Origin of the sequence: Halarchaeum rubridurum (assembly GCF_014647115.1) — an archaeon.
Lineage (GTDB): Archaea > Halobacteriota > Halobacteria > Halobacteriales > Halobacteriaceae > Halarchaeum > Halarchaeum rubridurum.
The window spans coordinates 275,028-296,464 of record NZ_BMOO01000004.1; the positions used below are offsets into that span (position 1 = coordinate 275,028).

Here is a 21,437-nt window from a genome sequence, read left to right on the forward strand (position 1 = left end):
TCGATGCCGCGCCGCGGCGTCCCGCGAGGCCGCCGGGTCGGTTAGCGGCGGAGTCGCGTGCCGGCGATGCCGCCGACGACGACGCCGCCGAAGAGCAGCGCGATGCTGCCGAGCGAGATGCCACCGACGCCGCCGCTCAGGAAGGCGTTCTGCCCGGTGGCGTTCGTGACGTCGCTGTCAGTCGACTCCAAACCGGTCGCTCCGATGGTCTCGGTGGTGCTGCTGGTGTCGCCACCGACCGTGTAGGAGACGTCGAGCGTCGCGCTCGCCGGTGCGGAGCCGACGGGGACGGTGAGCGTCTCCGAGGCGGAGGCGTTGACGCGCTCGACGGACGCGCTCGGGAGCGAGCCGTCCGGCGAGTCGGCCGTCACGAGGACGTCCTCGATGGGCGCGTTACCCGCGTTGGCGACGTGGTACTGCAGTAGCGTCGTGTCGTTCTCGCGGACGGTCGTCGCGTCGACGCGCACGTCGTCTTCGAGCGCGTCGACGGTGGTGGACGTCAGCCCGGTGACGCTCTCGTCCTCGGCGGTGAGCGTCGCCTTCAGGTTGACGTCACCGGCCTCGTCGGGGGTGACGGTGAACGTGAACGTCGTCATGTTCTCCGCGGGGATGGTGGGACGCATTCGGGTCTGCGCGTCGATGGTGTCACCGAAGTCGTCGAGGCGGAGGGTGACGTCGGAGAGGGTGTCCTCGCCGCCGTTCGAGACCGTCACGGTGACCGTCGATTCGGCACCGGCGACCATCGAGTCGGCGTCGATGTGGACGCGGGGCGCGGGTTCGGGGTCGCTCGACGACGGCGCGTCGACGTCGATGTAGACCGGGTACGAGACCTTCGAGACGGTCTGCGTGTGGCCGGTCGAGTTCACCGTGATGCCGCGGACGTGGAGCGTCAGGTGCTTGTCGCCCGCGGAGTCGAAGGACGCCCGTAGCGGGACGTCCAGCGTCTCCGAGCCACCAATCGTCCCGAGGTCGTCCGCCTCGGCGATGCGTTCACCGTTCGAGTCCGTCAGCGTTACCTCGTTGATGTGGAACCCGTAGTCGCCCGAGTCGGAGTGCCGAATCGTCGGCGTGATCGTCACCAGATCGCCCGTCGTCGGGTTGTCGTCGGAGACCGCGACGTCCGAGACCGTCACGTACGTCACGCCGCTCGCCGCGCCGGCACCGGCGAGCAGCGAGCAACAGAGCAAGAGGGTGACCGTCGTGACGAGTAGCCGACCGAGTCGGGATCGCTTCGTTCGTGGCATACAGTTTTAGGCTAGCCTAAAAAGATATAAGCGCTTTGTTTTAGGTCGGCCAAAACAGCGGGTGGATAGACCTGTGGCTGGTCGGACCAAAAACGACACGGAACCGTTCGACCGGACGACCGACGAGCGGCGAAAAGGAGCGCGAAATCGACGTCCGGGGTCGCTCGGAAACGGGTTCGAGACGTTACTTGCGGAGGCGCGTGCCCGCGACGCCGCCGACGACGACGCCACCGAAGAGCAGCGCGATGGCACCGAGCGAGACGCCGCCCATGCCGCCACCGAGGAAGGCCTCCTGCCCGGTGGAGCCGCTCGCGCTCAGCGTGTTCGTCTGCAGGCTCTCGCCGCTCACCGTGGTGGTGGCGCTGCTGGACTCGCCGGCGACCGTGTAGGAGACGTCAATCGTCGCCTCGGACGGCACGTTGCCGATGGGGACGGCGACCGTCTCGGAGGACGAGGCCGCGACGCGCTCGACGGACGCGCTCGGCAGCGAGACGTCCGGCGAGTCGGCCGTCACGAGGACGTCCTCGATGGGTGCGTTACCCGCGTTGGCGACGTGGTACTGCAGCAGCGTCGTGTTGTCGTTCTCGACGACCGTCGCGTCGATGCGCACGTCGTCATCGACCGCCGAAACCGGGACGGAGGACGTCGTGGACGTGCTCACGTCGGAGGAGGAGAGGGAGGCCGTGAGGTCCGCGCTCCCGGTCTCGCTCGGGGTGACGCTGAACGTGAACGTCTGCATGCTCTCCGCGGAGATGGTGGGCTGCATCTGGGTCTTCGTGGCGATACCGTCACCCGAAAGCTGCAGCGTGACGTCGGAGAGGCTGTCCTCGCCGCCGTTCGAAACCGTCACGTCGACCGTGGAGTCGTCACCGGCGACCATCGGTGCGGCGTCGATGTGGACGCGCGGTTCGGGTTCGTCCGCAGCCGGGCCGTCGACGTCGATGTAGACCGGGTACGTGACCTCGGAGGCCAGTTGGTAGTCACCGCTGTTGTTCACGGTGACGCCGCGAACGTGAAGCGTCAGATGCTTGTCGCCCGCGGAGTCGAAGGACACCCGCAGCGGGACGTCCAGCGTCTCAGAGCCACCGATCGTCCCGAGGTCGTTGGCTTCCGCGATGCGCTCACCGTTCGAGTTCGTCAGCGTTACCTCGTTGATCTGGAAGCCGGCATCGCCAGCGCTGGAGTGTCGAATCGTCGGCGTGATCGTCACCAGGTCGCCCGTCGTCGGGTTGTCGTCGGAGACCGCGACATCCGAGACCGTCACGTACGTCACGCCGCTCGCCGCGCCGACACCGGCGAACATCGAACAAGCAACGGTCAATGCGAGGACGGCAGCCATGAGGCCGCCGAATTGGGATCGCGTGATTAGTGGCATACAATCATTATCATTATCATTGTCCGTAATAGGTCCTCCGGTAGAGGTAAACTTGCCGCAACGTGCGCTCCGTTTACTACGGAGCCAGTCAGCGCTCGGCGTCGTGAGCGGCGGTCAGCGGAGGATAGCGGCGTAGGTCGCAGCGAAGACGATGACCGTCGCCGCCGCGACGGTCCCGAGCGAGAACGAGACGTAGTCGAGGAGCGACGCACCGTAGACGGCTATCGCGGCGTAGATCGCCGACAGCACGGCCGCGAGCGGATACACGACACGAGGGTCCCCATCGACCATACGCGTATCTGCGCGCCGGCCGGTATCAAACCCCCGGACGCGCCCTCAAGTACGATGGCGGCCCCACGGGGTCGTGTGACCCTCGAACCCATCCACCTCGCCGACGACCGCGGTGTCGCCGGCCTCCCGGTCCGCCTCGTCGTCGCGTTCGTCGTCGGCACCGCCGTCCTCGGCGTGATGCTCAACATGGTCAGCGGCGTCGGCGCGCTCACGACGACGGAACTCGACGCCCACCCGACGCCGGACGTCGTCCATCCCGGGAACGGAACCATCACCGTCGCGGCGGTCGACCCGGACGGCCACGCCCTCCCGGACGTCACGGTCGTTCTGAGCGCCGACACGGCCGGGCTCGCCGGCGGGCGGCCGGTCGTCGCGCGCACGAACGCGAGTGGCGTGGCGACCCTGCACGCGACGCCGACGCTCCCGCCGACGGCCGACCAAGGAACGCTGACGCTCACGGTCAAACCCCCGAGCGGGAAGTACGCCGACCGGCGCGCGAACACGGACGTCCTCGTCGTCCGCTAGTCCCAGTCGATCCAGTCGAGTTCCCATCCGCGGCGGCGTTCGGCGTGTTTCCGGGCGTGCTCCCGGTCCTCCCGGGCGGTCCGGTTTCGAGCCGGGACGCCGCCCTGTTCGCCCTCGACGAGCAGCGGGGCGAAGGCGACCGGCTCACCCTCGCGGACCTCGTCGCCAGCGTCGAGGGTGGCGAGACGCTGTTCGCCCGCGCCGAGCGGCATCACGAGCCGGCCGTCCGAGGCGAGTTGCTCGCGGAGCGCCGCGGGGACGTCGAGCGCCGCGGCCTCGACGAGGATGCGGTCGAACGGCGCGTACGCCGGGAGGCCGCGGGCCCCGTCGCGGCGGTCGACGAGCACGCCCGGGTAGCCCGCGCGCCGGAGGTTGTCGCGGGCCGCCCACACGACGCGGCGCGCGATGTCGATGGCGTGGACGTGCTCCGCGCCGACGATCTCCGCGAGCACCGCCGCGGTGTAACCGACGCCGGCGCCGACTATCAGAACGTCGTCGCCGGGGTCGGGCGCGAGCGCCTGCACGAGCGCCCCGGCGGTGCTGGGCGCGAGGACGCGCGTCCCGTACGCTTCGAACGACCGGTCGTTGTACGCGCGGTGGTCCGCGTCGACGAACTCGTGGCGAGGGACGGCGCGCATCGCCGTCCCCACGGGGTCGGGGTCGACGACGCCCCGGAGTTCGTGTTCGAGGCTATCGACCATCCCGTCCCGCGCGACCGCGTACTCCATGCCCCCCCGATCGGTGCCGAGGCTCTTGAACGGTCCGACGCGTGCGCGCGTGTCCGCGGCCACCGCGTGCCAACGCGACCGACTACTGCATCCGCACGAACCGGACGCGTTCGAGGTGTTCGCGCTCCGTCCCGTCCTCGCCGACGTCGACGCGGACGAGCTGTTGGGCGAGGTCGCCGACGGGTGCGAGGACGCGGCCGCCGGCGCGCGTCTGCCCGACGAGCGCCTCGGGCACGTCGGGCGCGGCACACGTGAGGTAGACGGCGTCGTAGGGCGCGTTCGCCGACCACCCCTCGCGGCCGTCGCCCTGCCGGACGTGCACGTCGCCGTAGCCAGCGGTGGCGAGGTTCTCGCGGGCGTCCGCGGCGAGGTCGGCGACGTACTCGGCGCTGTAGACGTTCGCGCTCCCGACGAGTTCGGCGGTGACGGCGGCGTGGTAGCCACAGCCCGTCCCGATTTCGAGGACGGTCTCGCCCGGTTCAAGGGCGAGGTGGTCGGCCATCGCGGCGACCATGTGCGGGGCGCTGACCGTCTGGTCGTGGCCGATGGGGAGCGGGCGGTCGGCGTACGCGTCGTCGCGGCGTGCCTCGGGGACGAACGCGTGTCGCGGAACCGCGCGAATCGCCTCGATAACGCGTCTCTCGAAGTCGTACTGCCTGGCGAGTCCGTCGGCGAGTCTATCGCGGGCCTCCTCGTACGCCATAGTGGTGTGCGTTCGCGGTACGCGTGAAAAAGTGGGGGCCGCTCGCGAGCGTAGGGGGACCGCTCGTGGTGTCCGGACCTACCAGGCGGACCAGGCCTTCGAGGACTTGTCGACGCCGTAGACGCGCTTGACGTCCTTGGCGAGGACGGTGTCGCCCTCGTGGCCGAGTTTCTGGAAGTCGTAGCGTTCGATGGCGTCCTCGCGGACGTGGATGCCCTCGACTTCGAACTCCTCCTCGCCGAACTCGTAGGTCTCGCCGATGGTGAACTCCTCGTCGCCGGGGAGCTGGAGGTCGAGGCTCCGGGTGCCGTCGCCCTCGCCGTCGCGCGGGTGGACGGTGACGGGGACGGAGACGTTGTCGACGGCGCGGGTCCAGAAGGTCTCGACCTCGCCGGCGGTGGTGCGCGTGACGCGCTCCTCGGGGCCGACCTCGATGTCGGTGACCCGGACCTGCATGATGACCTCGTCGGTCTCGAGGATGAACTCCTCGCCGGACTCGACGCTCTCGTCGGCGGGCATCTCGACGGACGCCGTGAAGGATTCGCCCTCCTGGGAGACGACGACGGTCGGTTCGACGGTGTCCTCGCTTTCGAGGGGGGCCTTGTGGGTGTGGCCGCATTCGGTGCAGCGGACCGTCGCGGTCCCCCCGCCGGTGGTGAGGACCTCGTGGACCGTCTCCTGGTCGGGAGAACAGGAGGGGCACGCGACGGGCGCGCGCTCGGCGTGTTCGCTCATAGGCGCTCTAAGCGGTCCGAGGCGTAAAAACCCGCGGAGAGGGGTATCGGCGTGTGGTGGTGTGACTGTGTCGTACAGTCTTGTCGCGCATAAAATATTGGCGAACAAGTATATCCGTGGTGAGAGCATTGTAAAAGGGAATGCGCCGAGCTACATCGTCGGGGTCGTGGGCGACAGCGGTGGCGATGGTCGTGTTGCTCGTCGGCTCGCTCGCGGCCGTGGGTGTGGGTGGTGTCGCTGCCGCGAGCGGGAGCGGCGACGCGACGGGGGCGATACAGTTCGGATACGTGAGCGCGAGCGACGGCCACGTCACCCTCGTCACCGCGGACGGGTCACGAATCGACACCGGCGTCTCGGCCGCGGTCGTCGGGAAGGGCGGTGACCTCGACGGCGACGGATACGTCGAGATACCGTACGTCACCGGCCAGCAGACGCTCGGCGTCGTCGACCGGACCGGCGAGCGCGTCCAGTTGGCCGACGCCGCGGAGGAGACGAAGACGACGATGGCCGTCGGCGACCTCGACGGCGACGGGACACCCGCGCTCTACTACGCGCGGGACTCCTCAACGGCCGGGAGCGAACTCCGCCGGGCGTACGACAACGGAACGACGGAGGTCGTCGTCTCGAAGGACACGACCGCGAACGCCGCGCTCGGCGTCGCGGACGTCACCGGCGACGGCGTCCCGGAGGTGGTCTTCGTCGGCTCCTCGGGCGGACTGCGCTACTACAACGAGACGGCGAGTGACGTCGTCACGTTCTACACGAGCGGCATCGGCTCGAACGGCGGGCTCGGCGTCGGCGCGCCCCGCGACTTCGACGGGGACGGCGTCGCGCGCGTTCCCATCGTCGACGGGAGCAACAACGCGGTGCTCGTCGAACCCGTCGGGACCGACGCGAACGTGACGACCGTCGTCTCCGGCGGCGTCGACAAGAACCCGGTCGCGGGCGTCGACTGGACGAGCGACGACGGCATCGAGTACCTCTACGTCGACGGGGACGCCGTGAAGTGGGCGACGCTCGACGGGACGGGCGGCACCGTGACGGACGCGAACGGGAACGCCATCTCGACGACGAGCAACGCCGGCGTGGCGTGGATGGAGACGCCGCTCGACGTCTCGAACGTCACGCTGACGAGCACGAACGAGTCGGGGCCGCTCGCGTTCTCCTTCGAGGCGAGCGAGGAGCTCCGGTCCGTCGACGCGACCGTCACGGGGCCGAACGGGAGCGAGCGCGCGTTCACCCTCGACGACTTCGACGCGAACGCGAGCGGCGGAACGTGGACGTACGACGCGACGTACGCACCCGAGGCGGACGGGAACTACACCGCGACGGTGTCGTCCGCGACGGCGACCGACGGCGGCACGTGGACGGCGGGCGAGAGCGACGACGCGACCATCACCGAACCGTTCGACGTGCGCGACCTGAACGCCACGGCCGAACCCGACCAGCGTCTCGCCATCAGCTTCGACGCCACGGAAACGCTCGGGAGCGTCGCGGTGGACGTCTCCGGTCCGTCGAACGCCACGCTCGACCGCTCGAACTTCTCGACGGACGACGGCGCTGCACCCTACACGTACACGGGTGGGTACGACGCCGAGACCGGCGGGAACTACACCGTCACGCTGACGCAGGCCACCTCGACGGACGGACGGGTCGACGACGACTCGCTCGACGCGAACGCCACGCTGCCGACCTTCGAGGTGTTCAACGCCACTCTGAACGCGACCGGCGACGGCGGCCTCCGCGCGGCGTTCGACGCGACGCAACCCGTCTCGTCGGCCTCGCTTACCCTCGACGGCCCGACGACGAACGCGACGCTCGACTTCGCGGACTTCACGCGCGTCGGCGACGACCCGGCGCGCTACGCGGCGACGGTGAACGAGAGCCGGGACGGGAACTACACGTTCACCGTCTCGGCCGCGACCTCGGAGGGCAGTATCGGGTGGCGCGGCGACGCGTCCGCGAACGCCACCGTCGACGCGCGTCGGCCGCTAGTCGTCAACGCCACGCTCGCCGACGCGACGGACGCGAACGGCGTGGTGAACGCGACGGGTCGCGTGCGCGTGACGGCGAACGTCTCGGGCGACGTCGCGGGCGTCCGGGCCGACCTCGGGGCGTTCGACGCCGGCACGGTCGCGCTCGATTCGGTCGGTGACGACACGTACCGCGCGACGGCCGAGGTCGGGAACGCCACCGCGGTGGCGGACGGGAACGCGAACGCGACGGTGCACGCTCGCGACGGCCAGGGGAACACGGCGTCGACGCGGACGAACGACGTGACGGTCGACACGACGCCGCCGACGGTGGCGCTCGGGTCGGCGCGGAACGTCACCGTGAACACGACGGTCTCGTTCGCCCCGGAGACGGCGAGCGACGCGGAGACGCGAATCGTCGCGTACGCGTGGACGTTCGGTGACGGCGCGAACGCGAGCGGCGCGTCGGTCTCGCACCGTTACGACGAAACGGGGAACGAGACGGTCGTGCTCGCGGCGACGGACGCCGCCGGCAACGTCGGCACGGCGTCACTGGCCGTTACGGTGAGCGAGAACGAGACGAGTACGACGAACGAGACGAATACGACGAACGAGACGAGTACGACGAACGAGACGACCACCACTACCACTAACGAGACGACCACCACCACCGACGAGACGACCACCACCACCGACGAGACGACCACCACCACCGACGAGACGACCACCACCACCGACGAGACGACCACCACCACCGACGAGACGACCACCACCACGGCTGAGGCGACCACCACCGACGGCGGGGGTGGGGGCGGCGGTGGAGGCGATGGTGGCTACGTCGACGACGACGATGGCGGCTACGTGCCCGACTACATCACGGAGGCGGAGTCGAGCGCGGACGACGACGGGACGACTGCGCGGTCCTCCGACCCGGTCACGACGGACACGACGAGCACGTCGTCGAGGACGAGTACGACGAGCGAGCGGACCGACACGACGACTACCGAGACGAGTACGGCGGCCGAACCGGTCACCGGGACGTCCGGGCGAGCCGACACCGGTGGGTCGAGCGGGGACGCCGGGACGTCCACGCAGGACACGACGACGGGCGGGACGGCGACGACGAGCGCGAGCACGCCGGGACTGACGGTGGTCGTGGCACTCAGTGCGTCGGGCATCGCGGTCCTGCTCGGCTTCGTGGTCGTGTTACGGCGGCGACGCGAGTAACGACACATCGCGAGTCGTCCCCCGGCTCTCGGGGGGATGACGGCTCTCCGAGCCGTCCGACCTCGCCCTGCTCACGCCTCGTTCCGCCCTATTCGCTTTCTGGAAGCCTGACGGCTTCCCCTTGCTCGCGGGTCGTCCCTCCCCGCTCGCTCTCCGAGGTCTACGGCTCTCCGAGCCGTACGACCTCGCCCTGCTCACGCCTCGTTCCGCAGCGTCGGACGGGCGAGTCGCCCGTCCGGTTCGCGGAATCTGCGATTCCGCCCTATTCGCTTTCTGGAAGCCTGACGGCTTCCCCATCCGCGTACACGGTCGGCTCCCGAACGATTCCGTCGAGGTGGAGCGGCGCGTCGGTGTCACCGCCGATACCCGCGTCGTCGCCGATGGCGACGTGGACGGTGCCGGCGGCCTTCTCGTCGAGGAGGACGCTCCCCACCAGTTCGGTGACGGCGACGTTCGTCCCGATACCGAGCTCGGCGAGGTTGTACGCGGCGTCCCCGACCTCGTCGGCCGCGGCCTCGACCTCGGCGCGGACGGCGTCGTCGGAGATGTCGGTGACGTAGCCGTCCGCGACCTCGAACCGGAGGTCGGTGTCGAGGAGCCCGTGGGGCATCATCGTCCCGTCCACGACGTAGGTGCCGTCGGCGCTCTCGGGGGCGACGAACACCTCGCCGGCGGGGAGGTTCGAGAAGTCGCCGGGCTCGTGGACCATCCCGGTGTCCTGTCGCCACTCGCGCGCGCCGGGTTCGAACGTGATGTCGGTGCCGGCCTCGGTGGTCACTCTGATTTCGTCGGCGTCGCGGACCTGCGCGAGGACGTCCGCACAGTGGCGCCGGATGGTCGCGTAGTCCGCGTCAAGGCCGGTCGTGAAGACGTCCGCGGTGATTCCGGGGAGGGTCGCCCCGCGGACGCCGGCGTCGCTCGCCCGCGACCTCGCGCGCGTGTGCGAGAGGCTCTTCGTCGTTGGCGCGAGGAAGGCGTCGGCGTCGCGGAGCGCGGCGGCGACGGGTGCGGGCGGTTCGGCGCCGTGTTGCTCGCCGGGCGGATAGCGCAGAATCGTGACGTCGTCGGTGACGGCGGCGGCGGCGTCGTAGAGCGCCTCGCCGATTCGGCGTCGCTCGTCGTCGGTGACGACGACGACGGTCTCGTCGGTCTCAATCCCCAAGCACTGGACGACGGCGGTGTCGGCGGCGTCGCGGAGCGTCGGCATGGTCGAGTCCTCGCCCGCGCGGGCGTTAGGCCTTGCCCTCGCCGCTGCCCGGATTACTCGACGCGTAGTTAATTTCTCCCACTAATTCCCGAAAGAATTAATCACGCGGGCACCGGATACGGAGATGATGCTTCGAGTCGGCGTCAACGGATACGGGACCATCGGCAAGCGCGTCGCGGACGCGCTCGCGGCACAGCCCGACATGGAGGTCGCGGGGGTCGCAAAGCGGACCCCGAACTTCGAGGCCACGGCCGCACATCGAGCGGGCTACGCCGTCCACGCCGTCAGCGACGCGGCACCGTTCGCCGAGGCGGACGTCCCGGTCGCGGGCGACCTCGACGACCTCGTCGAAGCGAGCGACGTCGTCGTCGACTGCACGCCAGCCGGGGTCGGCGCACGGAACCGCGAGCTCTACGAGGCCCACGACACGCCCGCGCTCTACCAGGGCGGCGAGGACGCCGACGCGACCGACGCGAGCTTCAACGCCCGCGCGAACTACGAGGAAATCGCGCGCGGCGACGCCGAACACGTCCGCGTCGTCTCCTGCAACACGACCGGGCTCTCGCGTGTTCTCACGCCGCTCGAGGAGGCGTACGGCGTCGAGAAGACGCGCGTGACGCTCGTCCGCCGCGGCGGCGACCCGGGTCAATCCGACCGCGGCCCGATCAACGACATCCTCCCCGACCCCGTGACGGTCCCGTCCCACCACGGCCCGGACGTCAACACGGTGTTGCCGGACGTCGACATCGACACGCTGGGCGTCACCGTCCCCGCGACGCTGATGCACCTGCACAGCGTCAACGTCACCCTCGGAAGCGAGGTCGACGCCGACGCGGTGCGCGAGACGCTGGCCGACGAGTCGCGCGTCTTCATGGTCCCGGAGCACGCGCGCGTCGCCGGCCCCGGCCACCTCAAGGAGTTGGCGAAGGACGCGGGACGCCCGCGGGGCGACCTCTGGGAGAACTGCGTGTGGGAGGAGTCGGTCGCCGTGGAGGGACGCGACCTCTACTTCTTCCAGGCGATCCACCAGGAGAGCGACGTCGTCCCGGAGAACGTCGACGCCATCCGGGCGCTCGTCGGCGACGCCGACGCCGCCGAGAGCGTCGTTCGGACGAACCGCGCGCTCGGCGTCGGACGCTTCGACTCCCCGACGAACCACGTCGCGACCACCGGCGGGGCGGCCGCGAGCGCGGACGACTGACCGGACGCCCGGGCGACCCCGCTAATCGAGGTCGGTGAAGGTCACGTCGCCCGTCGCGGTGTCGACCGTGGCGACGTGGTAGCTGTCGTCCCCGGCCGGGAACGGCAGTCCACCGGGGTTCACGCGCTGCGTGTCCCCGACGACGTCGTGACGTCGCTCGTGGGTGTGTCCGCAGAGAACATAATCGTACTTCTCGCAGGCGACGAGCGCGTCCGTGAGCGTCCCGCTCGTCCCGTGATAGACGGCGAACTCCGCCCCGTCGACCGTGAGCGCCGCCGACTCGCCGTGGTACTCGCCGAACGACCGGATCGCGTTCTGGAGGTTCCACTCGCCGTCGTTGTTCCCGCGGACCGCGTGGAAGTCGAACGCGTCGCTCTCGAAGACCGCCGCGGTGAACGGCGCGACGACGTCGCCGCAGTGGATGACCGTCTCACAGCCGACGGCCTCGAAGTGCGCGACGGCCGCCCGGGCGCGTTCGAGGTCGTCGTGCGTGTCGGAGACGACGCCGACGAGCATTACGCACTGCCCCCGTCGCGTTCGTTCGCCGCCTCCACGAGCACGTCGACGGCGGGAAGCGAGTCGCCCGTGAGCGCGCGGATGTACGCCCCGCCAGCGATGGAGACGTGCGAGAAGTCGTCCTCCGAGAGGCCGTACATCTCGATGGCGCGGGAGGTGTCGCCGCCGCCGACGACGCTGAAGCAGTCCGTCTCCGCGATGGCTTCGAGGACCCCCACGGTACCCACACTGAAGCGCTCGTCCTCGAACAGCCCGAGCGCGCCCTTCACGAAGACGGCCTCGGAGTCCCGGACGACGGCGTCGTACGCCTCGACGGTGTCGCTCCCGACGTCGAGGAAACCCTGCGTCTTCTCCTCGACGTCCTCGACGTCGATTTCGGCGCGCTCGCCGTCGTCGTCCTCGTAGGCGAGGTCGAGCGCGAGCGTGATCGCGTCGCCGCGTTCGTCGAGTACGGAGCGAATCGTGTCCGCGTTGGCCTCCCACTGGTCGTCGAAGAGGTCCATCCCCGCGACATCCTCGCCGACGGGGTAGCCCGCGGCGCGGAGGAAGAGTTCGCCCGCGATGCCGCCGAGGAGGAACTGATCGACTTTCTCGTCGAGGGCCTCCATCACGCTGATGACGTCGGTGGCCTTCGTGCCGCCGACGACCATCGTCACCTGCCCGTCGAACGTCCGGGAGGCGATGGCCGTGTTCGCCTCGTACTCGGACTCCATGACGCGGCCCGCGTACGCGGGGAGGACGAGCGGGAAGCCGACGAGCGAGGCGTGCTCGCGGTGCGCCGCGGAGTAGGCGTCGTTCACGTAGGCGTCGACGTGCTCGGCGAGCGTCCGGACGAACTCGCATCTCGACTTCACCCCGGGGTCTTCCTCCGGGAGTTCGTCCTCGCACATCCGGACGTTCTCCAGCAGGAGTATCTCGCCGTCGTCGAGGGCCTCGATGGCCTCGACGGCCTCCGGGCCGTACGTGTCGGGGACGAAGCGGACGTCGCGGCCGACGTGTTCGGCGAGGATGTCCGCGTGCTGGCGCAGCGAGACGAAGTCGTCGTCGCCGGGGCGTCCCTGGTGGGCCATGCAGACGACGCGGTCGCCACGCTCCGCGAGTTCGCGCACGGTCTCGGCGTGGCGCTCGAAACGGCGGTTGTCCTGCACGGTGCCGTCCTCAACGGGGGAGTTGAGGTCGAGGCGGACCAGCACACGCTGGCCGGGGTCGAGGTCGTCGATGGTGTCGAAGCTCATGGTCGGATGAATCGAGTGGGGGGTACTTAGCGGTGGGCGAAAAGCGGCGTCGACGAGGTCGCGCCGTTCGCTCGTCCAGTCGCGCGTGGCGCGACTCGCTCGCGGCGTCACCGCTCGCGTTATCGTTGCCCTCCGGGCAACGTTGCTCACGGCATTCGCGCCGTTCGCCCGTCCAGTCGCGCGTGGCGCGACTAATACTGCGTGATGTACGCCGAAACGTCGAGCAGGCGGTTCGAGAAGCCGTACTCGTTGTCGTACCAGGTGAGAATCTTCACGAGGTCGCCGTTCTCGCCGACGACGTTCGTGGAGTTCAGGTCGACGGTGGAGCTGAAGGGGAGGCCGAGGATGTCGCTGGAGACGACCTCGTCGTCCGTGTAGCCGAGGACGCCGGCGAGCGGGCCGGAGTCGGCGGCGTCGCGGAACGCGGCGTTGATCTCCTCGGCGGTGACGTCGTCCTCGTCGAGGTCGACGACGAGTTCCGTGATGGAGCCGTCCGGGACCGGGACCCGAATGGCCATCCCGTCGAGTTTGCCCTCGAGTTGCGGGAGGATTTTCGTGGCGGCCTGGGCGGCCCCGGTGGAGGTCGGGACGATGTTCTCGGCGGCGGCGCGCCCGCGTCGGGTCTTCGACTGCGGGCCGTCGATGAGCGACTGCGAGCCCGTGTAGGCGTGGACGGTCGTGAGCGTCCCCGTCTCGATGCCGAACTCCTCGTCGAGGACCTTCGCGACGGGCGTGACGGAGTTCGTCGTACAGGAGGCGTTCGAGACGACGTCCTCGCCGTCGTACTCGTCGTGGTTGACGCCGTAGACGAGCTGTTTCACGGGTTCCTCACCCTTCGGGGGCGCGGAGATGACGACCTTCTCGGCACCGGCGTCGAGATGCTGGGCGGCCTGCCCGCGCGTGCGGAAGATTCCCGTGCATTCGAGGGCGACGTCGACGTCCTCCTCGCCCCACGGGAGGTCGGTGGGGTCCTGGACGTTGAGGATCTGGACGCTGGAGTCGCCGACGACGAGTTCGTCGCCGTCGCGCTCGACGCCGTCGAGGCGGCCCATCACGGTGTCGTACTGCGCGAGATAGGCCATGTCCTCGAAGTCCATGACGTCGTTGATGCCGACGAGGTCGATGCGCGGGTCCTCCAGGGCGGCGCGAAAGACGTTGCGCCCGATCCGGCCGAACCCGTTCAGGCCGACGCGAACGACCTCGCCCGTTTCCTCGGCGTCGAGGGAGAGTTCACTCATACGCGAGTAATAACAATCAAACAGCTTAAAACCCGCCGGAAGAAGTCGGCACAGAGCCACGAAACCATGATAGTTCGTCACACGAAAGGGGCGTCACCCGCGGGGCCCCGAAACCTTTTGGCCGGGTACGGCTTACGAGAGCGCATGCGACGCGACGACCGGGACGACCCCTTCGACGACTTCTTCAGCGAGATCGAGCGGATGATGGACGACGTGATGCACGGCGACCAGGGCGGTTACGACGACGCCGGGTTCGGCAGCGACACCCACCTCGACGTCCAGGAGACCGACGAGGAAGTCCGCATCATCGGGGACTTCCCCGGCATCGAGAAGGAGGACCTCTCGCTCAAGTGCGACGGGCGCACGCTCACGATCAGCGCGGCGACGGAGACCCGCGAGTACGACGAGCGCCTCGAACTCCCCTGCCGCGTCGACGAGCGCTCCGGGAGCGCGAGCTACAACAACGGCGTCCTCGAAGTCACCTTCGACCGCGCCGAGGAGTCCGCGAACATCGGCTTCGAGTAGTCACAGTCCCGTCACGGCCGCCGCGAGGCGGTCGTAGAACCCCTCGTCGTACTTCTCGCTGTCGTCGATGGTCGGACGAGCGTTCGTCTCGTTCACCACCGCGCCGTCCGCCGTGACGAGCACGTCCACCCCGAGGAACGGCACGTCGAGCGCCGCCGCCGTCCGCTCCGCGAGCGCCGCAACCTCGGGGTCGGGGTCGACGCCGACCGCCTCCGCGCCGCGATGAACGTTGTGCTTCCAGCGCCCCGCCGCGACGTCGGCCTCGGGAAGGCGGCGCTCGACCGCCCCGACGACTTCGCCCTCCAGCACCATCACGCGGTAGTCGCGCGCGTCCGGGAGGTACTCCTGGACGAGGTAGGAGCGATCCGCGGTCGCGCGGTAGTCGTGGACGAGGTCGAGGTAGTCACAGATACCGAGGAAGGAGTCGAGGTCCGCGGCCTTCGCCACGCCGATTCCGCGCGTCGTCGAGTTCGGCTTCACCACGACGGGCGAGGGGAGGCGCTCGTAGGCGGCGACGAGCGCGTCCGTGTCCGCGGGGTTCGAGACGAGCACCGAGTCGGGCGTCGGGACCCCCGCGTCTTCGAGCGTGGCGAGCACGCCCGCCTTGTTGCGCGACGTGAGGACGGCCTCGCGGTCGTTGAGCCACGGGACGTCGAGCCACGCGTCGAGCACCCCGCCCTCCATGATGCGTCCGGGGAAGACGAAGCCGGCGTCGAAGCGCGAGCCATCGACCGGGGGCTCCGTGAGCGAGTACGACCCGTGGGAGGCGGCGACGGCCTCGACCGCGATGCCGCGCTCCGCGAGCGGGTCGCGGACGCGCTCGAACGTCTCGGCCTCGTTGGCGAACGCGAGCCGGAACATGCCCCACCTTCGGATGGGGGCGAGTAAAAGGACTCGTTAGCCGTCCGCGTCAGTCGGCCTTCGTCAGGAGGTCCTGCCCGCGCTCGACCTCGATCTTGCACGGCGGCGTGATCTTGTTGTACGCGCGGCGGAAGGCCTCCTTCACGGCGTCGGCCTGCTCGACCGTACACCACGCGGTGAAGAGGCGCTCGTTCGGGTAGATGCGGGTCGCCGTCCCGACCGGGACGCCGAAGGCCTGGCGCATCCCGTCGGAGACGCGGTCCGCACCCGCGCCGGTCGCCTGCTTGTTCTCGCGGAGGACCTGGTGGGGGAACTTGCGGAGGATCATCTTGTAGTTACCCTCGCCGAGTTCCTTGATGAGGTGGCGGTTCGCGGAGAGGCGGGAGGCCTCGAGCGAGCCGTGGCGGAGCTGACACTCCTCCTCGGGCTTGAGGCTGATCTGGACCTCGTAGTCCTCGGGGCCGGACTGCAGGTCGCCCATCTTGAACTGGGCGATCTTCGAGCCGGGGATACCCGTGATGTACTCGCGTCGGGTGTAGGACGGCTTGTCAATCGTCCGGTACATTGAGGCGGGGTTGTCGGCCATGGTTACTACCCGATGCTGACGGCTAGGGCGGGGTTAAAGCCTTCGAACTGGTGGAGAGAAGCGCTAGCGACTCTCCGCCGAACGAGCGAGCGGTGACCGACGGGGAGCCGCGAGCGGGGCGTTCCCGGCGACGAGCGGAGGGAGGCGGCGGGAACGAGATATGCGAACGCGGAGCGGCCGGTAGGGGCGATGCGTGAGCGCTGGTGTCTCGCGCGACGCCGCGACGACGGCAATCTTCTTCCCGCCGGGCGTCGTTCTCCCCGACGACCCACATGGCTCCCGCAGACGACGGCGTCGACGAGCGCCACCTCCCCGTCGGCGAGACGGCCGACGGCGATTCGCTCCGGCTCCCGACCGAAGAGGTCCTGACCGGCCGCGCGTTCATCACCGGCAAGAGCGGGAGCGGTAAGAGCAACTCCGTCTCGGTCGTCATCGAGGAGCTCCTCGAACGCCAGTATCCCGTCCTCGTCGTCGACACGGACGGCGAGTACTACGGGCTCAAAGAGGAGTACGAACTCCTGCACGCGGGCGCGGACGACGGCTGCGACATTCAGGTGAGCCCGGAGCACGCAGAGCGCCTCGCCACCATCGCCCTAGAGGAGAACGTCCCGGTAATCCTCGACGTCTCGGGGTTCCTCGACGAGGACGCGGCGGACGAACTCGTCTTCGAGACGGCGAAACACCTCTTCGCCAAGGAGAAGAAACTGAAGAAGCCCTTCCTCCTCGTCGTCGAGGAGGTCCACGAGTACATCCCGGAGGGCGCGGGGATGGGCGAAACCGGACGAATGCTCATCAAGGTCGGCAAGCGCGGGCGCAAACACGGCCTCGGCGTCGTCGGCATCAGCCAGCGGCCCGCGGACGTGAAGAAGGACTTCATCACGCAGGCGAACTGGCTCGTCTGGCACCGCCTCACCTGGGAGAACGACACGAAGGTCGTCGGGCGAATCGTCGGCAGCGAGTACGAGACCGCGGTCCCCGAGCTCGACGCCGGCGAGGCGTTCGTGCAGGCCGACTGGACGGACGAGGCGGTGACGCGCGTCCAGTTCAAGCGCAAGCGGACGTTCGACGCGGGCGCGACCCCCGGCCTCGACGACTTCGAGCGCCCCGAGCTGAAGTCGGTGAGCGACACGCTCGTCGAGGACCTCGCGGACATCCGGGACGCCGAGGAGCAACGCCAGGACCGAATCGCCGAACTCGAACGTCGCGTGGAGAACCGCGAGGAGCGCATCGCCGAGCTGGAGACCGAGCTGGAACGCGCGCGCGACGTCTCGGCGGCCGCGCGCAAACTCGCGAACGCGGTGGCACACGGCGACCCCGAGCGGGACCGCAGCGGCGCGCGGAACGCGGCGGGAGAGACGAACGCCGCCGGGACGGCCGCACAGGCGACGCTCGACGCGGACGCGAGTTCGAACGACGAGGGCGACGCGAGTGCGACACCCGACGACGTCGCGGCCCTCCGTAACCGCGTCGCGGAGCTCGAAGCGCGGCTCGCGGCGGTCGGGGACGAGGGAGTCGCGGACGGCGATGAGGCGAGCGAGAGCGACGGGAGCGCGGTGGGCGTGACCGACGACACGAGCGGCGACGCCGTCGGTGATGCCGGGCCGAGCGCGGCCGACGGTACCGATACCGACGCCGAATCGGACGCGGTACCCGACTTCGAGGCACAGCTGGCCGAGTTGGGGAGGGACGACGGAGGTGACGCGGACGAGACGGCGACGGGGGCGGCGCGCGAGGACGACGCGGAGCGCATCGAGCCGACGGAGCGTATCGGGGACGTCCTCGACCGGCTCCAGCAGTCGTCGGAGCGCGAGCGCGCGTCGCGCGAGCACGAACGCGAGCGCGAGCGCGCCGCGGGCGTGACGGCCGGGACGAGTGCGTCCGCGAGGCCCGCGAAGGGCGAGCGCGACGAGCGCGATACCGACGACGCATCGGGTGATACAGCAGCGCTCCTCGACGCGCCCGCGGTCCGGACGCGACTCGACGCGGCGCGGCGGGCCTCGCAGTGTAACGAGCCGACTGCCGAGGCGGCCTACGAGCGGTTGGCCGACAGGCCCCGGTCGGCGCGGGCGCTCGTCGACGCGACGGGTGCGTCCATGGAGGCGGTCCACTCGCTTCTCGTCGAGCTCCGCGGACGCGACCTCGTCGTGCGTGACCGCGAGCGGCGGTACGCGTTCCACGAGCCGGCGCTCCGCGGTCTCGTCGACGACCCGCGGGCGGAACGCGGCGAACTCGGCGAGCAGTGGCGTGTCGAGTGACGACGCCGTCGCTCGCCGAGTGAAAAACCGAGCGCGACGGGTCGGGTGACGCGTCGCTCTCGTTGGAAGATAAGGGACCGGAGTCGCTCACACCGCAACCGTCAGCGCTTCCGGGAGTCGAGAACCGTTACCGCAATGCCGCCGTTACGGCGGCCTTCTTCAACGAGTTACAGACGGGTGAGGTTCGTCGCGCGGGGGCCCTTCTCGGCCTCCTCGATGTCGAACTCGACCTCCTGACCTTCTTCCAGGTCGGGGCCGCCGACGTCTTCCATGTGGAAGAAGACGTCCTCGTCCGCGTCGTCAGTCTCGATGAATCCGTAACCGCCCGTGTCGTTGAAGAAGTCAACTACGCCTTTCGCCATTGCCTTTGTACGAAGTAGCTCCCCACTGATAACCCTTGCGGGAGTGTAGTGGGAGATGGTACCGTGGGGTTCGCGGCACGCGAACGAAACGAATCGATGTCGAGGAACCGGCGACCCGGGGACCGGCCGGGGCCCGGAGTCGGTGGAAACGGCGTGGATGCAATCGCTTTTACACGGCCGGGTACGAACGGTGGGCAATGTCACCAGACGGGAGTCGTCGTTCGGCCCGGAGAGCGTTCACCACGGTCGTTGTGCGGGGGCTCGGCTGATGTTCGGAACCGGCGTGCCGCTCGGCGGCCTCCTCATGCTCGTCCTCCTCGGCTTCCTCATCGCGACGACGGTCAACACGTTCGCGATGGAAGCCGCGGTGTTGTTCGTTCCCGCGTTCCTCTTCGTCTTCCCCCTCCTCGTCCCGGGCTTCCCGGCGCTCGCGGCGAACGCCGCCGTCGGACTCGCGCTGTTCGTCGAGCTCTTCGGCTACACCTCCTCCGTCACCGCCTACTGGTACCGCCACCAGATCGATTTCAACGTCGCCAAGAAGCTGCTCGTCATCACCGTCCCCATCGCTATCGTCGCGCGCGCGGCGTCCTACTACGTCCCCTCGGACGTCCTGATGGTCGGCTTCGGCCTCCTGCTCGTCGCCCTCGCGGTCGTCCTCTACGAGGCCCACGAGCACGGCCCGTCCATCGTCGACACCGTCGCGGAGAAACCCGAACTCTCCCTCACCGCCGTCCTCGACGAGGAGTACGAACCGCGGACGCGCGTGCTCGAGGACACGCACGACGCCGCGGAGACGCCGCCGAGCGAGCACATGGGCGGTCCGGCCGAGACCGCCGCCGAGGAACCCACCGGGAACGCCGTCATGGGGAGCGGCGAGGACGAGACCGAGTTCCACCTGGAGATGCCGGACTTCCTCGTCACCGTCCTCGGCGGGACGCTCGCCGGCCTCGTCGGAATCGCCATCGGCGAGCTCACACAGTCGATGCTCGCGCTTCGACGGCGCGTCCCACTCAAGCTCTCGACGGGCACGAGCGCGCTCGTCCTCCACGTCACCATCGTCGCCGCGCTCCTCGCCAACATCGCCCTCCTCCGCTTCGCGCCGTCGATCACGGGCGAGGGGTTCACCGTTCCCTTCGGCGTCGGCATCTTCGTCGCCATCGGCTGCCTCTTCGGCGGACAGGCCGGCGCGTACCTCAACAACCGCCTCTCCGAGAGCACCGTGATGGTGATGCTCATCGCCGTCTACGCGGTCGTCGGCGTACTCGTCGTCGCCCGCACGCTCCTCCTCGGCGGCGCCGCGCACTGAGGCGCGGGGTCGAAAACCGAGGCGGCGCGGTTTTTCAGAAGTCGTAGTAGCGCGCGAGCGCGCCGAACGCCAACACGAGCGCTCCGAGAACGAACGTCCCGGGAATCGGGAGCGCGAACACCACGGCGCCGACCGCGAGGACGAGAGTGGACGTACGCATACACGGTCGTTCGCGTCTCGACGGCATAGGCGTGGTGGCGGCGACGGTGCGCCAGACCGCCTCGTGTCGGTGGGCGTCTTCACTATTCGCGTCGTTCGCAGGAAAATGCCGCCTCCCCGATTTGAACCTCCGGAAGACTCGCCACGCTCGTCTTCCGTGCCCCCGCTCGCTACGCTCGCCGGGAGGGGGACAGCTCGATCTTCAGCTAGAGCTCACGCATCGAACTCACGTCGAAAAGGTATGCCGCCTCCCCGATTTGAACGGGGGACAGCTCGATCTTCAGTCGAGTGCTCTCCCAGTCTGAGCTAAGGCGGCGTGCACGTCATCCGAGGACGAGCGCGGAAAAAAGGGTTACGAAACGCGTGGGGCGTCGCGGCGGTCGGCAAAGCGATGGACCGCTCGCGTCGCTCGTCGGACGACGCCGCCGACGTGGACGCGTGGCTCCGTCGTTCACGCGATATTCGAATCGCCCGCACGAACGCGTTCGCTCCTCGCGTTCGTTCGGCGCAGAACGCATGGGTTCGGGCGGATTCGAACCACCGACCTTCTCCTTGTAAGGGAGACGTCATAACCACTAGACCACGAACCCGCACGTCGTGAGTGGCGGAGGCGCGGCAAAACGGTTTCCCTTCGACCCCCGGTGGCGGAACGCTTAGGCGGCGTCGCGGGCTTCGTCGGGGTATGGGTCGGCGTGCTCGACGAGTGGCGACGGTGCTGGCGGTCCTGCTCGGGGTCGCGCTCGTCGCCGTCGGGGCGTGGGCGTTCGCGGGCTCGACGGACCACGACGGCGCGACGGTGACGGTGACCGACGCGAACGGCTCGACGCTCGGCGTCGTGGACGCGGCGGTGGCGGACTCGGAGGCCGAGCGCTACCGGGGGCTCTCGGGGACGGGGTCGCTGGCGAACGGGTCGGGGATGCTGTTCGTCTACGAGCGCGCGGGGTCGCGGGCGTTCGTGATGCGCGAGATGAACTATCCGCTCGACATCGTCTTCGTCGGGGTGGACGGCCGGATTACGCGGATACACCACGCGGAGCCGGAGGAGCCGCCGTATCGTCGCTACACGGGGCGGGCGAAGTGGGTGCTCGAAGTCCCCGAGGGGTGGACGACGCGCCACGGGGTCACCGTCGGGGACCGGGTGCGCATCGACTACGATGGCGGCGGGGGCGTCGGGAGTTGAAACCC

General features: G+C 69.3%; 21 protein-coding genes and 2 tRNA genes. 7 read left to right on the forward strand and 16 right to left on the reverse strand.

The window, feature by feature from the left end:
• Positions 1–41 precede the first annotated feature (41 nt).
• The 3 genes from IEX84_RS10190 to IEX84_RS10200 all read right to left on the reverse strand — a co-directional run bounded on the left by IEX84_RS10190 (position 42) and on the right by IEX84_RS10200 (position 2,910).
• Positions 42–1,244, reverse strand: a complete 1,203-nt coding sequence (locus tag IEX84_RS10190) for a CARDB domain-containing protein (protein WP_188872464.1) — start codon at positions 1,242–1,244, stop codon at positions 42–44.
• A gap of 184 nt (positions 1,245–1,428) precedes the next feature.
• A complete protein-coding gene (locus IEX84_RS10195; RefSeq protein ID WP_188872465.1) occupies positions 1,429–2,619 on the reverse strand; it encodes a CARDB domain-containing protein in 1,191 nt (396 codons plus the stop codon).
• 114 nt (positions 2,620–2,733) lie between these two features.
• Positions 2,734–2,910 (reverse strand): hypothetical protein, encoded by a 177-nt coding sequence (locus tag IEX84_RS10200; protein WP_188872466.1) that lies wholly within the window; start codon positions 2,908–2,910, stop codon positions 2,734–2,736.
• A 75-nt stretch (positions 2,911–2,985) separates the two neighbouring features.
• On the opposite strand from IEX84_RS10200, the gene IEX84_RS10205 reads away from it, so the two are divergent.
• A complete protein-coding gene (locus IEX84_RS10205) occupies positions 2,986–3,435 on the forward strand; it encodes a DUF7382 domain-containing protein (protein WP_229732356.1) in 450 nt (149 codons plus the stop codon).
• Here IEX84_RS10205 and IEX84_RS10210 read toward each other — a convergent pair.
• The 3 genes from IEX84_RS10210 to IEX84_RS10220 all read right to left on the reverse strand — a co-directional run bounded on the left by IEX84_RS10210 (position 3,432) and on the right by IEX84_RS10220 (position 5,601).
• Positions 3,432–4,163: a protein-L-isoaspartate O-methyltransferase family protein gene (locus tag IEX84_RS10210; RefSeq protein ID WP_188872468.1), complete on the reverse strand. Its 732-nt coding sequence runs from the start codon at positions 4,161–4,163 to the stop codon at positions 3,432–3,434. The two genes, IEX84_RS10205 and IEX84_RS10210, sit on opposite strands and share 4 nt — an antisense overlap.
• A gap of 82 nt (positions 4,164–4,245) precedes the next feature.
• Positions 4,246–4,866, reverse strand: a complete 621-nt coding sequence (locus IEX84_RS10215) for a protein-L-isoaspartate(D-aspartate) O-methyltransferase (protein WP_188872469.1) — start codon at positions 4,864–4,866, stop codon at positions 4,246–4,248.
• Positions 4,867–4,944: 78 nt separating this feature from the next.
• Positions 4,945–5,601: an HVO_0476 family zinc finger protein gene (locus IEX84_RS10220; protein ID WP_188872470.1), complete on the reverse strand. Its 657-nt coding sequence runs from the start codon at positions 5,599–5,601 to the stop codon at positions 4,945–4,947.
• A 140-nt stretch (positions 5,602–5,741) separates the two neighbouring features.
• Here IEX84_RS10220 and IEX84_RS10225 point away from each other — a divergent pair, with 140 nt between their 5' ends.
• Entirely contained in the window at positions 5,742–8,801 is a 3,060-nt protein-coding gene (locus IEX84_RS10225) for a PKD domain-containing protein (protein ID WP_188872471.1), read from the forward strand.
• A 262-nt stretch (positions 8,802–9,063) separates the two neighbouring features.
• Here IEX84_RS10225 and IEX84_RS10230 read toward each other — a convergent pair whose 3' ends face one another.
• The gene (locus IEX84_RS10230; protein ID WP_188872472.1) at positions 9,064–10,008 is read right to left on the reverse strand and encodes an aminopeptidase; all 945 of its coding nucleotides are present in this window, start codon (positions 10,006–10,008) and stop codon (positions 9,064–9,066) included.
• 127 nt (positions 10,009–10,135) lie between these two features.
• Here IEX84_RS10230 and IEX84_RS10235 point away from each other — a divergent pair, with 127 nt between their 5' ends.
• Complete coding sequence (locus tag IEX84_RS10235) at positions 10,136–11,209, forward strand: type II glyceraldehyde-3-phosphate dehydrogenase (RefSeq protein WP_188872579.1); 1,074 nt, start codon at positions 10,136–10,138, stop codon at positions 11,207–11,209.
• 21 nt (positions 11,210–11,230) lie between these two features.
• On the opposite strand, the gene IEX84_RS10240 is transcribed toward IEX84_RS10235, so the two are convergent.
• The 3 genes from IEX84_RS10240 to gap all read right to left on the reverse strand — a co-directional run bounded on the left by IEX84_RS10240 (position 11,231) and on the right by gap (position 14,198).
• Complete coding sequence (locus IEX84_RS10240; protein ID WP_188872473.1) at positions 11,231–11,725, reverse strand: metallophosphoesterase; 495 nt, start codon at positions 11,723–11,725, stop codon at positions 11,231–11,233.
• Positions 11,725–12,960, reverse strand: coding sequence for a phosphoglycerate kinase (locus IEX84_RS10245; RefSeq protein ID WP_188872474.1), 1,236 nt, complete (start codon positions 12,958–12,960; stop codon positions 11,725–11,727). The genes IEX84_RS10240 and IEX84_RS10245 overlap by 1 nt, the downstream gene beginning before the upstream one ends.
• A 191-nt stretch (positions 12,961–13,151) precedes the next feature.
• A complete protein-coding gene (gene gap / locus IEX84_RS10250) occupies positions 13,152–14,198 on the reverse strand; it encodes a type I glyceraldehyde-3-phosphate dehydrogenase (RefSeq protein ID WP_188872475.1) in 1,047 nt (348 codons plus the stop codon).
• 144 nt (positions 14,199–14,342) lie between these two features.
• Here gap and IEX84_RS10255 point away from each other — a divergent pair, with 144 nt between their 5' ends.
• Positions 14,343–14,723: an Hsp20/alpha crystallin family protein gene (locus tag IEX84_RS10255; RefSeq protein ID WP_188872476.1), complete on the forward strand. Its 381-nt coding sequence runs from the start codon at positions 14,343–14,345 to the stop codon at positions 14,721–14,723.
• Here the strand turns inward: IEX84_RS10255 and IEX84_RS10260 are convergent, their stop codons facing one another.
• The gene (locus IEX84_RS10260; RefSeq protein WP_188872477.1) at positions 14,724–15,584 is read right to left on the reverse strand and encodes an ATP-grasp domain-containing protein; all 861 of its coding nucleotides are present in this window, start codon (positions 15,582–15,584) and stop codon (positions 14,724–14,726) included.
• Between the two features lie 49 nt (positions 15,585–15,633).
• The gene (locus tag IEX84_RS10265; protein WP_188872478.1) at positions 15,634–16,170 is read right to left on the reverse strand and encodes a 50S ribosomal protein L16; all 537 of its coding nucleotides are present in this window, start codon (positions 16,168–16,170) and stop codon (positions 15,634–15,636) included.
• A 272-nt stretch (positions 16,171–16,442) separates the two neighbouring features.
• Here IEX84_RS10265 and IEX84_RS10270 point away from each other — a divergent pair, with 272 nt between their 5' ends.
• Positions 16,443–18,425, forward strand: coding sequence for an ATP-binding protein (locus IEX84_RS10270; RefSeq protein WP_188872479.1), 1,983 nt, complete (start codon positions 16,443–16,445; stop codon positions 18,423–18,425).
• Between the two features lie 167 nt (positions 18,426–18,592).
• Here IEX84_RS10270 and IEX84_RS10275 read toward each other — a convergent pair whose 3' ends face one another.
• Positions 18,593–18,787: a cold-shock protein gene (locus IEX84_RS10275; RefSeq protein WP_021780643.1), complete on the reverse strand. Its 195-nt coding sequence runs from the start codon at positions 18,785–18,787 to the stop codon at positions 18,593–18,595.
• Between the two features lie 268 nt (positions 18,788–19,055).
• Here IEX84_RS10275 and IEX84_RS10280 point away from each other — a divergent pair, with 268 nt between their 5' ends.
• Positions 19,056–20,093 (forward strand): sulfite exporter TauE/SafE family protein, encoded by a 1,038-nt coding sequence (locus IEX84_RS10280; RefSeq protein ID WP_188872480.1) that lies wholly within the window; start codon positions 19,056–19,058, stop codon positions 20,091–20,093.
• A gap of 34 nt (positions 20,094–20,127) precedes the next feature.
• On the opposite strand, the gene IEX84_RS14735 is transcribed toward IEX84_RS10280, so the two are convergent.
• The 3 genes from IEX84_RS14735 to IEX84_RS10290 form a co-directional block, all read right to left on the reverse strand.
• Entirely contained in the window at positions 20,128–20,253 is a 126-nt protein-coding gene (locus tag IEX84_RS14735; protein WP_268237651.1) for a hypothetical protein, read from the reverse strand.
• Positions 20,254–20,494: 241 nt separating this feature from the next.
• A tRNA-Phe gene (locus tag IEX84_RS10285) sits at positions 20,495–20,568 on the reverse strand.
• Between the two features lie 201 nt (positions 20,569–20,769).
• Positions 20,770–20,842: transfer RNA gene (locus IEX84_RS10290), tRNA-Val, on the reverse strand.
• Between the two features lie 92 nt (positions 20,843–20,934).
• On the opposite strand from IEX84_RS10290, the gene IEX84_RS10295 reads away from it, so the two are divergent.
• Positions 20,935–21,432, forward strand: a complete 498-nt coding sequence (locus tag IEX84_RS10295; RefSeq protein ID WP_188872481.1) for a DUF192 domain-containing protein — start codon at positions 20,935–20,937, stop codon at positions 21,430–21,432.
• Positions 21,433–21,437 lie beyond the last annotated feature (5 nt).

What these genes read in the sequence shown, in the direction of transcription:
- IEX84_RS10190 (WP_188872464.1), bottom strand. Translation starts at nt 1,244, where the DNA reads ATGCCACGAACGAAGCGATCCCGACTCGGTCGGCTACTCGTCACGACG.
- IEX84_RS10195 (WP_188872465.1), bottom strand. Translation starts at nt 2,619, where the DNA reads ATGCCACTAATCACGCGATCCCAATTCGGCGGCCTCATGGCTGCCGTC.
- IEX84_RS10200 (WP_188872466.1), bottom strand. Translation starts at nt 2,910, where the DNA reads ATGGTCGATGGGGACCCTCGTGTCGTGTATCCGCTCGCGGCCGTGCTG.
- IEX84_RS10210 (WP_188872468.1), bottom strand. Translation starts at nt 4,163, where the DNA reads ATGGAGTACGCGGTCGCGCGGGACGGGATGGTCGATAGCCTCGAACAC.
- IEX84_RS10215 (WP_188872469.1), bottom strand. Translation starts at nt 4,866, where the DNA reads ATGGCGTACGAGGAGGCCCGCGATAGACTCGCCGACGGACTCGCCAGG.
- IEX84_RS10220 (WP_188872470.1), bottom strand. Translation starts at nt 5,601, where the DNA reads ATGAGCGAACACGCCGAGCGCGCGCCCGTCGCGTGCCCCTCCTGTTCT.
- IEX84_RS10225 (WP_188872471.1), top strand. Translation starts at nt 5,742, where the DNA reads ATGCGCCGAGCTACATCGTCGGGGTCGTGGGCGACAGCGGTGGCGATG.
- IEX84_RS10230 (WP_188872472.1), bottom strand. Translation starts at nt 10,008, where the DNA reads ATGCCGACGCTCCGCGACGCCGCCGACACCGCCGTCGTCCAGTGCTTG.
- IEX84_RS10235 (WP_188872579.1), top strand. Translation starts at nt 10,136, where the DNA reads ATGCTTCGAGTCGGCGTCAACGGATACGGGACCATCGGCAAGCGCGTC.
- IEX84_RS10240 (WP_188872473.1), bottom strand. Translation starts at nt 11,725, where the DNA reads ATGCTCGTCGGCGTCGTCTCCGACACGCACGACGACCTCGAACGCGCC.
- IEX84_RS10245 (WP_188872474.1), bottom strand. Translation starts at nt 12,960, where the DNA reads ATGAGCTTCGACACCATCGACGACCTCGACCCCGGCCAGCGTGTGCTG.
- gap (WP_188872475.1), bottom strand. Translation starts at nt 14,198, where the DNA reads ATGAGTGAACTCTCCCTCGACGCCGAGGAAACGGGCGAGGTCGTTCGC.
- IEX84_RS10255 (WP_188872476.1), top strand. Translation starts at nt 14,343, where the DNA reads ATGCGACGCGACGACCGGGACGACCCCTTCGACGACTTCTTCAGCGAG.
- IEX84_RS10260 (WP_188872477.1), bottom strand. Translation starts at nt 15,584, where the DNA reads ATGTTCCGGCTCGCGTTCGCCAACGAGGCCGAGACGTTCGAGCGCGTC.
- IEX84_RS10265 (WP_188872478.1), bottom strand. Translation starts at nt 16,170, where the DNA reads ATGGCCGACAACCCCGCCTCAATGTACCGGACGATTGACAAGCCGTCC.
- IEX84_RS10270 (WP_188872479.1), top strand. Translation starts at nt 16,443, where the DNA reads ATGGCTCCCGCAGACGACGGCGTCGACGAGCGCCACCTCCCCGTCGGC.
- IEX84_RS10275 (WP_021780643.1), bottom strand. Translation starts at nt 18,787, where the DNA reads ATGGCGAAAGGCGTAGTTGACTTCTTCAACGACACGGGCGGTTACGGA.
- IEX84_RS10280 (WP_188872480.1), top strand. Translation starts at nt 19,056, where the DNA reads ATGTTCGGAACCGGCGTGCCGCTCGGCGGCCTCCTCATGCTCGTCCTC.
- IEX84_RS14735 (WP_268237651.1), bottom strand. Translation starts at nt 20,253, where the DNA reads ATGCGTACGTCCACTCTCGTCCTCGCGGTCGGCGCCGTGGTGTTCGCG.
- IEX84_RS10295 (WP_188872481.1), top strand. Translation starts at nt 20,935, where the DNA reads ATGGGTCGGCGTGCTCGACGAGTGGCGACGGTGCTGGCGGTCCTGCTC.